We start from the raw sequence: 12,587 nt of genomic DNA, 5'->3' as shown, positions 1-12,587 counted from the left end.
CACATGACCATCCAAACTGCTGTACTTATCGAAACCCTTAAGGAATTAGGTGCAGAAGTTACCTGGAGTTCTTGTAACATTTTCTCTACCCAAGACCACGCTGCTGCTGCTATTGCTGCTGCAGGTACTCCTGTTTACGCATGGAAAGGTCAGAACGAAGAAGAATTTGACTGGTGTATTGAACAAACATTATTCGCTTTTGAAGGTGGCAAACCTTTAAATATGATTTTAGATGATGGTGGCGATTTAACCAATATGGTTTTCGACCGTTACCCAGAATTAACAAAAGACATCAAAGGGTTATCTGAAGAAACTACTACCGGTGTTCACCGCTTATACGAGCGTATGAAAAAAGGTACTTTAGTTATGCCAGCTATTAACGTAAACGATTCTGTTACCAAATCTAAATTTGATAACAAATACGGTTGTAAAGAATCTTTAGTAGATGCTATCCGTAGAGCTACAGATATTATGATGGCTGGAAAAGTAGCTGTTGTTGCTGGTTACGGTGACGTAGGTAAAGGATCTGCTGAATCTTTAAGAGGTGCAGGTGCACGTGTATTGGTTACAGAAATCGACCCAATCTGTGCTTTACAAGCAGCAATGGACGGTTTTGAAGTGGTTACCATGGAGCAAGCTTGCAGTCGTGCTAATATTTTTGTTACCGCAACAGGTAATTTAAAAATCATTACCGACCGTCATTTCATGAACATGAAAGATAAGGCTATCGTTTGTAACATTGGCCATTTCGACAATGAAATTGACATGGCTTGGTTAAACAAAAACTACGGTTCAACAAAATACACCCTAAAACCACAAGTAGATATCTACAACATCAACGGAAACGAAATTATCGTTTTAGCCGAAGGTAGATTAGTAAACTTAGGTTGTGCTATGGGTCACCCAAGTTTTGTAATGAGTAATTCATTCTCTAACCAAACTTTGGCTCAAATAGAATTATGGAACCACCACGCTAACTACGAAAACAAAGTTTACGTATTACCTAAGCATTTAGATGAGAAAGTAGCTTTCTTACATTTAACGCATATTGGTGCTACTTTAACTGTTTTAGAAAACGAACAGGCAGATTATATCGGAGTTAAGGTTGAAGGACCATTTAAAGCTGAGATGTACAGATACTAATCTTAAATTAGTAATACAAATCAAAAAACCGGCCTAGGCCGGTTTTTTGATTTTAGGCCAAAGGCTTGGAAATCTTGGAGTAATTTTGCAGCTAATTAAAATGTAGATGAAATCAATGCAAAATTTAAAATCATCTTTTTAATTTATTATTTCTACAATATTACATTTAACATAAAAGTAGGAATCTTAGATTCGTTGTTAAATGACAAAAATCAAAATAGTATGCATCGAAGATGATGAGGCTGATTTTTTTGCGCTAAAAAGATCCTTAAAACCAATATTGGGCAATATAGATTTAGTTTGGATTGCCACACCTGCTAATTTAAAAAAGTTCAAAGAAAGTGCTGAAGTGCCAAACCTTATTTTGTTGGATTTTCAATTTCCAGGTGTTGATTTCATTGACGTTATTCAATATTATAAAAGCATATCTAGTGACATAGAAATTGCAATGCTAACAGCCTATCAAGAACCTAATTTCAAAGAGTCATTAAATTTTTATGGAATAACGCACGTTTTTGACAAAGATAAGTTGAAGGATGTTTTTGACTATATTTCAAATAATAATATTCAAAAAATAAGCTCTTTTGAGAAACCGGAAGAATTAAATGAAAATTCAACAATCGAAAAAAAGAGTAATGAAGAAAGACGGTTATTCCAAGGTGCATTTATATCGATTGCTGAACCTGTTGTTTTTTTGGATTTAAACTTCAACATTTTTTTTACCAATCCGGCTTACAGCCGATTAGCTGAAAATGAATTCCAAAATAGTAATAATAATTTTATCGAGTTAATTCATTCTGAAAAAAATAGAATCAGAAACATTATTCAATCAGCAAAATTGGTTGAAAGCCAAAAGATAGACATTCAAATAAAAAATAAATATGGTGGATTGCTATCGGTTGAAACGAGCTGTTCTTTCGTGCCAAAAGAAAATGGTTACTATTGCCTTATTTTTAAGAATTACAGTGTTACAGAATCTCATCAAGAGAGTTTAAAAACCATTGAATATTATAAGAAACTAATTCCAAAATATTTTTTTAGCGAATTAACCATTAATGGCAACGCACAAATACTGATCAATCAAGATTTTCAGACGCTAGGTTTAAACCAAAGGGCAATAAAATTATTTGAAGAAAACATTACAGTAGGTGAGAATTTCTTGAAAATTATATCACCTAAAAACGCGATTTTAGTTTCGGCCAAAATTCAAAGTTGCATTAACCATTCAATTTCCTTTCCATTAAATTTAAATAATTTGGTATGCGAATTCTATATTAATCCTATTGTAATTAATTCTCAGGAAAGGATCTATGCTTTATCTTTTGTAGAAATGAAAAATAGGCCGAGTATAGATAACATTATAATTGACCCTAGCAGAAATGCTAGACAAGTAATGGATAATTCGAAAAGTATTATTTATTATCTAAACAATAAGGGAGAAGTAATTTATGTAAGCGATAACTATGAGACCATAAGTGGTTTTTCAAAACAAGATATTCTATTAAAGCCACTTGGAATAAACCAAGAAATTGAGATCCAAGAAAATGTAAAAAATGTATTCGTAAAACTTGCCAACCTTGAAATAAGTGAAGCAACAGGATATGGAACTATTCTAACAAAAGATAAAAAAACAAAAAACCTGCGCTATTCGGTAGAATCCATACTAGACGTTAATGGGAATTTTATTGGTATTAGCGGCGTTTTTACAGACGTTACAGATGTATTTCAAACCACAAAAGCCTTACAAAAATCAGAAGAATCATTAAATCAGATTGTAACAAATATCCAAGAAGCAATATTTGTTGTTGACCAATTTTATAGATATAGTTATGTTACGCCAAACTGCTTACAAATAACTGGTTATACATCAGATGAATTACTAGGCCAAAGGTTTATTAATTTTATCCATCCAGATAATATTGATGTTATAATCAAATTTATGAGGAAAAATGTTCCTGAAAATATTTTGGAGGGAAGGGCAGACACATTAACACTTTGTTTTAAGAAAAAAAATGGGACATATACTTATCTAGAAATTTTATTAAAGAAAGTAGATAACCTTGATGGAAAAAAAATAAATTATATAGGAACTTCAAGAGTTGTGGATGATAAAATTGCCATAAATCTAAAATTACAAGAAACTAAAAGACAGTTGGAATTAATTACGAAAATTCAAAAATTATACATAAAAACAGATGACATAAACGCAACTTTTAGGCTTTTGCTAGATGACATTTTGAAGCAAACTAAAAGTGATTTCGGATGTATTTGTGAGGTAAACTTTGATGAAAATGGAAATCCAAATGTGCGCTCAATCGCATTTGCAGATATTGCTTATGCCCAAGACTCACAAAACCATGCAACAAAATTAGATGAAATTAGAAATTTAAAAAAACTATTTGGAACTATATTTGGTGAGAAAAAACCATATATAAACAATGATGTTTTGAACGACATCTTTACAGGAGAAATTTCTGCAGAAAAACCAAAAATAAAAACCTTTATTGGTATTCCTATTTTCAGGAACCACGAAATGGTTTCCGTTTTAGGATTGGCTAATAATTCAAATGGATATTCTCTTGATTTGGCAGAGAAACTCGAAACTTTTTTAGGAAGTATTGGATTTATATTAGAAAAACATAAAATTGGGTTAGAAAGAATCAAATCACGACAAGAAATAGCAAAAAGTGAGGCTCAGATTAAAGCTATTTTGACTTCAATTGAGGATATTGTATTAGAGATAAATGATGAATTGGTAATCACCAATGCTTGGGCAAAAGACATAGAGAATTTAGCGATTCCTAAACATCAATATTTGAATAAAAAATTTGAAACGCTTATCAAACCTTATCCATTTACTTTAAGTATGTATAATATACTGTTGGAAGTAGCTAAAGATGATATTGAAAGGGTATTTGAATACACATTACAAAAAAATACTGAAACGGTTTGGAATCAATGTAGAATTTTTACTTTAACAAAAGAGCCTAAAAAAATATATTGTGTACAAATAAGTGATATAACGAAAACCAAAAATGCGGAAGAAAATTTGAGGCAAATGTTAATTCAAGAAAAAGAGCTTACATTATTAAAAAGCAGATTTATTACATTAACCTCCCATGAATTTAGAACCCCTTTAACCACAATTAGCTCAAGCAATGAGTTAATTTCTATGCAATTAGCAAAATCAAAAATACCCATTAGTGATAAATTGAAAAAGTATACAGACATTATTCAGTCTGAAGTAATACATATGTCTGATTTACTCAATAGTTTACTTAAACTGGGAAAAATTGATTCGAATAAATTGGTTATTAATTTAAGCGACTTAAACATGGAGGAAGCAGTTGCCGCGATTATGGAAAAACTTCTGCTAACTCAGAAAATTCCAAGGAAAATAGAAACAATAATTAAAGGCAAACCATATAACATTAAAATGGATGTTAAAATTCTTGAAATGATAATAGAAAACATTACAAGTAATGCATTTAAATATTCGCAAGATAGGCCTGATCCAATTTTAGAAATTGATTTTCAAGAGAGTAAATTGGTGCTAATATTGCAAGATTTTGGGATAGGAATTCCTGTTCTGGATCAACCTAAATTGTTTGAACAGTTCTTCAGGGCCAGTAATGTCGGAAAAATAAAAGGAGTGGGTTTAGGCTTGGTTATTGTTAAAAATATGGTAGAACTACTCCAAGGAAATTTAAAGATTGAATCTGAGGAAGGAAAAGGCACAAGGATAAAAATTGATTTTAAAAACAATATTTAAAATGAAAAAAATACTGGTAATTGAAGACGAAGACAATATAAGAGAAAACATTTCGGACGCGCTTTCCTTAAATGATTTTGAAATCTATACTGCCGCAAATGGAGTTGAAGGGGTACGTTTAGCTAAACAAGTAAATCCTGATTTAATTCTTTGTGATATAATGATGCCACTTATGGATGGATATGGTGTGCTAAATGCGATTAAAAGTGATGAAGAATCTAGTTTAACGCCATTTATTTTTATTTCAGCCAAACACAATCATGACGATATCCGCAGAGGAATGAATTTGGGAGCAAGTGATTACCTAATAAAACCATTTTCGCTTCAGGATTTATTAAAAATGGTAGAGTCGAAACTGGAAGATGCAGAAAGAAAAGTAAAAATCTATTTTGACAAGCAAAAAGATATAATAGAGCAGTATGGTTTGATTCAAATGCACGAAATTAATACGCCAATGAATGGTATATTAACCTCAGTTTCCTTGCTTCAGGAAATGGAAATACAAAACAATTCAAAAGAAGCAGCGGAGTTATTACAAATTATAAACCATTCGAGTAAACGTTTACAACGATCGTTATCTAACATCTTTTTTTACAAACAATTAAAAGATGGTAAATATGTTTTTTATTCTGAAAAAATTAGAGAAACAAGTATAAAAGTTACCCTTGAAAATAAATCAAAAAAGTACCAAAGAAGTGCGGATTTAATAACCTTAGTAGATATAGATTTAATTGAATTTGACAGAAAATTACTTATGGTTCTTATTACAGAATTGTTAGACAATGCGTTTAAATTTACCAAAGAAAATGACCAAATACTTTTTAGGCTATTAAAAATTGAAAATGCAGTAGAAATTAAGATTCAACATAAAAATAGAAATAATTTTGAGGTTGAAGAGTTTAAGAATTCTCGACCCTATATGCAATTTAAAAAAGAAAAATTTGAACAAGCTGGAATTGGATTGGGCCTATCCATTATAAAGCTAATTGTAAAGCAATATGATTTAAATTTTAATTATGAAATTGACCAAGATAACAATGCTCTTTTTACTCTAATTATTCCCGAAAAAACACATTAATTAATAGCTATAACATTGAAATTTGGGCGGATGTACGATCTACCAAATCAATGTTGGAAACTATTTTTTGCGAATGAATACAGCAAAAAAACAAATCAATTGGCAATTAAAAGTAAATCCACTATTTATATATTCCCATTTAATGAGATTTCATTATTTCAAATAAATATTAATTTAGAAATGGTTGTTTTTTTTATTGAAAATTATAGGATTTGGTTTCGATATAAATTTTCAGATCAGCATGAATTTTTTAATCTAATTAGAAAAAACAATTATATAATGGTGAGCAAACATTGCTATGTAAAGCTTGATGAGTGCTCATATATTGATACAAAGACATCTAGCTTGGTGTTAAAAAATAGTTTGGTAATAAATAATATTTTTCAGGTTGAAACAATTGCTAAGCAGTTTCAAAATACAAAAAAAGTAGGAGGGGTATGAAGGATGTAGTATTAGTAGTTGAAGATGATCCAATAATTCGATCAAATATTAGCGAAATGTTAGAGTTGGAGGGTTATAAAATCTTGCAGGCTGCTAATGGAGAGGAAGCGCTTTTAATAATTAAATCAAAGAAAATTGATTTGATTATTTCAGATTGGATAATGCCAAAAATGGATGGGGCAAACTTATTGATCAACCTAAAAAGTTCTAAATTGACACGTTCAATTCCATTTATTATACTTACCGCCAAATCGTTAATGGAAGATAAGTTAAATGCATTGGAATTAGGGGCTGATGATTTCTTAATTAAACCATTTTCGGCTAAAGAGTTATTCTTACGTTGCAAGAACAAACTTATATTGCAGAAAAATAAACTAAGTGAGGATTTGTTAAGTAACTTTTCTCAAGAAGAATTGCAAACCAAAGACGATGTTTTCCTAAATGATTTAAAAAATTTTATTGCCCAAAATTATAGTAATCAAAATTTAACCCTATCTCAAATTGCGGAGCATTTTATTATGGGTACAAGCAATTTGCAGAAACAAGTAAAAAAACTAACGGGTAAATCTATTTTTGAAATACTTTTTGAGCAACGCTTGTTAAAGGCCCATGAATTGGTTTTAGAAAAAAGATTATCTATTAGCGAAATAGCAGATATAAGTGGCTTTAAAAACAGCTATTATTTCACTAGAAAATATAAAACGTATTTTGGAGTTTTACCATCAAAATCAATTAAAAATAATGAATAAAAAAGTATTGGTAATTGACGACGAAATAATTAATCTAAACCTATTTAAGATTCTGTTGAGGAATTTTGATATTACACTTACTACTGCTCAATCTGGTAATGAAGGAATAGCATACCATAAAGAAAACAAGTTTGATTTAATTTTAGTAGATTATAATATGCCTATTTTAAATGGGGTACAAACTTTAGATATTTTAAGAAACCACGATCAAATTAATAGTACCTATACACCCATTCTTTTATTTACAGCAATGGAATCAATAAGCATAAAAGCCTGGAAAGAATTTGGCTTTAATGAAGTTTTATTTAAACCCATCGATAAAGAATTATTAAATACCTATATTAATCAGTATTTATTCTCCAATAACTAGTTTGTGCAAGACGCCATTTGTCTTTTTAAAGACAGATGAATATAATCCCAAAGGGCAAGACGGTATTTTAATGCTTTTATTGATTCGCTGGTAGCCTCCTCCCATAAAATTGGACTATCGCCACAAATATTCATTAACATCTTTTCTGCCAAAAATTTATGAGAGTCCCCATCTAATTCAATATGTCTTTCCAAATAATACATAAACTTTTCTAATTGGCCCATGTTACTTTTATTTAAGTCTTGAACCAATTGGTAAAACATTTTAGGAATAACATCTTCCCTTCCATAAGTAAAAACTGCTGCTTTCACATGTAATTTTGGAGAATAAACAATCTGGAAAGTATATTTAACAAAGTCTATTACTGATTGAGGAGCCTCAGCATTTTTAAACGAAGCGTCTAGATCCTTTGTAAGTTTCATTTGTTTAATGAATCTATGAATGCCTTTTGTACAGGCGCCCAATTCTTCCATAGCTTCTACATACATTTCAAAATGGCTAGTTCTATTTCCAAATTTATCTAAATCTGATTCTTCTCCCAATACAATTTCATTGATTAAATAGCGATTTTCTGGTGTAGAAACAGGAAACCAAGGCAGTGTATTGCAAGTCAATTCAATTTGCAATGATTTTAACAAAGACATAAAATCCCAAACAGCAAAAACATGACATTCCATAAACTGCCTAATATCCTCCAAACTAACTAAATCAGTATAAAGAGGATGGTTGATTAGTTGCGTTTGATAAGGCGCTAATTTAAGTTTTAATTCTTTAAGTTTATTTTGCATTAGTAAATGTATCAACTGTATAATCTAAATTTAATTATTCTCTTTATTCTAGGTTATTAAGAACAAAGTTTTTTAATAGAAGTTTTTTTAAAATTATCTGGCAAACAATCCTGAAAATATTAATATCCCAATTGCTGCAAAACACGTAATTCAATTGCGTTGCCTTAAAGTAAAAAACAGAACTAAAGTTCGCTTTTAAGGAATTTCAAACCGAAGGATTCCAATGGTGATTTCAAATAATCCTGTAAAAAGTAACATTCGATTAAAAAAGTACGCTCACCAATAACACTAAATCACTACAAATTAGCTGATTATACTTAAAGCGCATCTGAATTTAAATAAGAAATAATATTTTACAATAAAGTAAACGTGGTTATATCAATAATGTATCATTTTTTTATCAGAATTTAATATATAAATTTACAAAATGGCAATAGAAAAAAAGCAGGGAAAAATATTGAAAGAAAAATATAGTAAACAAGAAAATTCAAAATCTCTTGAATTCCCGATTGTTGGCATTGGAGCTTCTGCGGGTGGGCTTGAAGCGTTAGAACAATTTTTCCTTAACATGCCTAAAGCCACTGGAATTGCTTTTGTAGTAATTCAACACCTAGCACCCAATAATATTAGCACGTCAGCTGAAATCATACAACAAACAACCTCTATGAAGGTGTTACAAGCGAGCGACTGTTTGCTTGTAGAACCAAATCACATTTATGTAATTCCACCAAATAAAAGTATGTCTATTTTAAATGGAACATTGCATTTATCTGAATCAATTGAAGCACATGGAATAAGATTGCCAATAGATTTTTTCTTTAGCTCCTTGGCAATTGACAGAAAAGAAAAAAGCATTGGAATAATTCTTTCTGGAATGGGCTCGGATGGAAGCATGGGTGTAAAAGCAATTAAAGAAAAAAGCGGCCTTGTTGTAGTGCAAAATCCCGACAATGCAAAATTCGACAGTATGCCTAGAAGTGCTATGCGTGCTGTATTTGTTGATATAATTGCAGATGCAAATGATTTACCTACAAAACTTATTACATTACTTAAAAATAACTCTTCAATTACTTCAAAATTAGAGAATGAAACACAAATAAATACCAATCTCGAAAAAATTATCATTCTAATTAACACAAAAACAGGGCATGACTTTTCCAATTATAAAAAGAGCACAATGATGCGTAGAATTGAAAGACGCATGAATGTTCATCAATTAGGAAAAATAGAAAAGTACATTCAGTTTTTACAAGAGAACCCAAATGAAATTGATTTTCTTTTTAAAGAATTATTAATTGGAGTTACTAGTTTTTTCAGAAATCCAGCAGTTTGGCAAAAATTAAAAGACACCGTTTTACCAAGTTTTTTTGAAAAACTTCCAAACGGGCATGTTTTACGCGCCTGGATTCCTGGATGTTCTACTGGCGAAGAAGCTTATTCTCTAGCGATTGTTTTTAGAGAAGCATTGGAACAGATGCCCCAAAATAAAAATCTAACCTTACAAATATTTGCCACAGACATAGATAAGAATGCAATTGAAATTGGCCGAAAAGGTGTTTTTCCGGCAAATATTTTAGCCGATGTTTCAGCTGATCGAATAAGAAAATTTTTTGTAACTCATAGCGATGGCTATCGTGTTAATCATACTATACGTGAAATGGTAATATTTGCAACTCATAGTATAATTAAGGACCCTCCATTTACAAAAATTGATTTTCTATCCTGCCGTAATTTGCTCATTTATATGGAAACTGAAATGCAGAAAAATATTTTGGGCTTGTTTCAATATAGTTTAAACGCTGATGGAATTTTACTACTAGGAAGTGCTGAAAATGAGAGCTCCAATAATGCAAGATTTACTGTAATAGACAAAAAATTAAAGTTTTACAAACATTCTGAAAATAAAGCTACTAAAAGTATAAATGATTATCCAAGTTCTTTTTTTGAAAACCACCCAAAAAAAATAAGCAATGTGCAAAATTTTAAATTTGTTGATAGTATTAAGGCACTTATAGATAAGTTATTGTTCCAGCGTTTTGCACTTGCCAGTGTTTTGATAAATGACCAAGGCGATATTTTAAATACTACCGGAAAAATAGAAAAGTACTTAGATCAGGCAACAGGTAAAACAAATATAAATGTCTTCGCTCTTGCGCCACAAGAATTAGGTCCAGATTTAATTAGGGCAGTTGGTAAGGCAAAACAAAATTACGAAGCAGTTGTAATACGAAACAAAAAAATTGCAACAAACGGAAGCACTTCCTTTTTTGATGTTACTATTCAACAAATTGAAAAACCAGAGCCTATAAGTGGGATGATATTGATTGTATTTTCAGATGTTTCAACAGTTATCAAATCAGTTAAATCAAAAACAGGAAATCAAGCATTAAATTTTAGAGAACAAGAACTCGAAATTGAATTGCATAGAATAAATGAAGAATTGCAAAGCTTTAAAGAAAAAATGCAGACATCGCAAGAGGAGTTAAAATCTACTAACGAAGAACTGCAATCAGCAAATGAAGAATTGCAATCTACTTATGAAGAACTTACCACCTCAAAAGAAGAATTGCAAAGTATGAATGAAGTATTGCAAACTTTAAATACAGAAATGCAGAACAAAATAAGCGAGTATATTGAGTCGAGTAACGACATGCAAAACTTGCTTAACAGCATTAATATCCCAACATTGTTTATAGATAAAGAATTAAATATTCTTCGTTTCACAGAACAAATTACTAAAATTATTAAATTAAGACAATCAGATATAGCTAGACCATTTACCGAGATGGTTTCTGATTTGCAATACCCAGAAATTGAAAACGATGCTAAAGAAGTATTGCGTACTTTAGTTTTTAAAGAAACTGATATTTCTGCCAATGATGAAAGGTGGTTTAAAGTTAGAATTATGCCATACCGCACATTTAACGACTATATAAATGGGGTTGTGATTACATTTATTGATATTACTGAATCTAAAAAACGTGAAGAAGAACTAACAAATGCTAATGAGATGTTGAAGGCTGCTGCCGCTAAATAACAAAAAACATGAAAACAAAAGTTAATAAACCTGAGACTTTAAGCCTCTACGATAGAGCAACGGCACAATTAAAAAAACAGAAATCAGAAGAGTATACGGTATTTTCTGAAATAGAAACTCAAAAGATTATTCACGAGTTACAAGTTCACAAAATTGAACTTGAAATGCAAAATGAAGAACTTAAAATAGCAAAAGAAGAAGCAGAAAAAGCTACCCAAAAATATACCGATTTATACAATTTTGCCCCTTCCGGATACATGACCCTTTCAAAGAAGGGAAGTATTGTTGAATTAAATTTCAGCGCAGCTATGTTGCTTGGGAACGAGATAAAATACTTAACAAATAAAAATTTTATAGATTTTCTTTCACCAGAAACACGCACCCTATTTAGTCTATTTTTAAATACGTTATTTATTGAAAAAGCAAAAGAAACATGCGAAGTTGTATTAATGGTAAAAAATAGTTTACCGGTTTATGCGCATGTAGATGGGATAGTTTTGGGAAATAATGAACAATGTTATCTTACTATTACTGACACTACAAAAGAAAAAGTTGCTGAAAATACCATTAAAGAAAGCCAGCGATTAAGGATTATAGGAGAAATGGCTTCGGGAATTGCCCACGATTTTAACAACTCACTGCAGGTAATGTTAAGCTCTCTAAATATTGTTAGATTAAAATCAGAGTTTGACAAACCAACCCTTAAATCTCTTGAGAATATTGAATTAATGATTCTAGAAGTTTCAGAAAGAGTTAGAACACTTCAAAAATTTGGAGAAAAAAAACAACATGAAATCAATCATAGTATCCTAAATCTACAGACATTAATTGAAGACTGCATTAATCAAATTAGTCCTTTATTGAAAGATACTTCTGAAAGAAATGGAGTATCAATAAAAATAAATACAAGACTAATTCCACAAACATTTATTAGTGGAAATAAATTTGAAATAAATTCCGTTCTTCTAAATACCATAAAAAACTGCATAGAAGCATTGCCTAATGGAGGTGCAATAGATTTAGTAACAGAGATAAAATCAGATAAAATATTTCTAACAATAACAGATTCTGGAATAGGAATGAGCGATGAAATCAAAAGTAAAATATTTCAACCATTCTTTACAACAAAAGGATTTGAACTTGGAAGAGGACTTGGAATGAGCAGTGCATTTAGTATAATAAAAGAGCATAGTGGAATTATTTATATTA

9 protein-coding genes are annotated in these 12,587 nt (G+C 30.6%); 8 read left to right on the top strand and 1 reads right to left on the bottom strand.

Going from position 1 to position 12,587, the window contains the following annotated elements:
- The 6 genes from ahcY to ACIQ2S_RS06680 form a co-directional block, all read left to right on the top strand.
- A partial coding sequence (gene ahcY / locus ACIQ2S_RS06705; protein WP_396174232.1) for an adenosylhomocysteinase occupies window positions 1-1,143 on the top strand: 1,143 nt, incomplete at its 5' end.
- Window positions 1,144-1,345: 202 nt separating this feature from the next.
- Window positions 1,346-4,915: a PAS domain S-box protein gene (locus ACIQ2S_RS06700; protein ID WP_396174229.1), complete on the top strand. Its 3,570-nt coding sequence runs from the start codon at window positions 1,346-1,348 to the stop codon at window positions 4,913-4,915.
- A 1-nt stretch (window position 4,916) separates the two neighbouring features.
- On the top strand, window positions 4,917-5,993 hold the full coding sequence (locus ACIQ2S_RS06695) for a response regulator (protein ID WP_396174227.1): 1,077 nt from the start codon (window positions 4,917-4,919) through the stop codon (window positions 5,991-5,993).
- 30 nt (window positions 5,994-6,023) lie between these two features.
- Window positions 6,024-6,434 carry a hypothetical protein gene (locus ACIQ2S_RS06690; protein ID WP_396174225.1) on the top strand — a complete coding sequence of 137 codons (411 nt, stop codon included), beginning with the start codon at window positions 6,024-6,026 and terminating at the stop codon, window positions 6,432-6,434.
- The gene (locus ACIQ2S_RS06685; RefSeq protein WP_396174222.1) at window positions 6,431-7,183 is read left to right on the top strand and encodes a response regulator; all 753 of its coding nucleotides are present in this window, start codon (window positions 6,431-6,433) and stop codon (window positions 7,181-7,183) included. Before ACIQ2S_RS06690 ends, ACIQ2S_RS06685 begins: the two co-directional genes overlap by 4 nt.
- Window positions 7,176-7,553: a response regulator gene (locus ACIQ2S_RS06680; protein ID WP_396174219.1), complete on the top strand. Its 378-nt coding sequence runs from the start codon at window positions 7,176-7,178 to the stop codon at window positions 7,551-7,553. Before ACIQ2S_RS06685 ends, ACIQ2S_RS06680 begins: the two co-directional genes overlap by 8 nt.
- Here ACIQ2S_RS06680 and ACIQ2S_RS06675 read toward each other — a convergent pair.
- The gene (locus ACIQ2S_RS06675) at window positions 7,550-8,341 is read right to left on the bottom strand and encodes a DUF3050 domain-containing protein (protein WP_396174215.1); all 792 of its coding nucleotides are present in this window, start codon (window positions 8,339-8,341) and stop codon (window positions 7,550-7,552) included. The genes ACIQ2S_RS06680 and ACIQ2S_RS06675 overlap by 4 nt on opposite strands.
- A 427-nt stretch (window positions 8,342-8,768) precedes the next feature.
- Between ACIQ2S_RS06675 and ACIQ2S_RS06670 the strand changes: the two genes are divergently transcribed.
- Both ACIQ2S_RS06670 and ACIQ2S_RS06665 read left to right on the top strand, forming a co-directional pair.
- Window positions 8,769-11,378 (top strand): chemotaxis protein CheB, encoded by a 2,610-nt coding sequence (locus ACIQ2S_RS06670; RefSeq protein ID WP_396174213.1) that lies wholly within the window; start codon window positions 8,769-8,771, stop codon window positions 11,376-11,378.
- An 8-nt stretch (window positions 11,379-11,386) separates the two neighbouring features.
- Window positions 11,387-12,587, top strand: a 1,201-nt coding sequence (locus ACIQ2S_RS06665) for a nitrogen regulation protein NR(II) (RefSeq protein ID WP_396174209.1), incomplete at its 3' end; no start/stop codon positions are given.

It is taken from the genome of Flavobacterium sp. (genome assembly GCF_044371705.1).
Taxonomy (GTDB): Bacteria; Bacteroidota; Bacteroidia; order Flavobacteriales; family Flavobacteriaceae; genus Flavobacterium.
Note: the sequence above shows the minus strand (reverse complement) of the source record. Positions and strands in the feature narration are given on the sequence as shown.

Coding starts and splice junctions, on each gene's coding strand:
- ACIQ2S_RS06695 (WP_396174227.1), top strand. CDS start 4,917: ATGAAAAAAATACTGGTAATTGAAGACGAAGACAATATAAGAGAAAAC.
- ACIQ2S_RS06670 (WP_396174213.1), top strand. CDS start 8,769: ATGGCAATAGAAAAAAAGCAGGGAAAAATATTGAAAGAAAAATATAGT.
- ACIQ2S_RS06690 (WP_396174225.1), top strand. CDS start 6,024: ATGTACGATCTACCAAATCAATGTTGGAAACTATTTTTTGCGAATGAA.
- ACIQ2S_RS06685 (WP_396174222.1), top strand. CDS start 6,431: ATGAAGGATGTAGTATTAGTAGTTGAAGATGATCCAATAATTCGATCA.
- ACIQ2S_RS06675 (WP_396174215.1), bottom strand. CDS start 8,341: ATGCAAAATAAACTTAAAGAATTAAAACTTAAATTAGCGCCTTATCAA.
- ACIQ2S_RS06680 (WP_396174219.1), top strand. CDS start 7,176: ATGAATAAAAAAGTATTGGTAATTGACGACGAAATAATTAATCTAAAC.
- ACIQ2S_RS06700 (WP_396174229.1), top strand. CDS start 1,346: ATGACAAAAATCAAAATAGTATGCATCGAAGATGATGAGGCTGATTTT.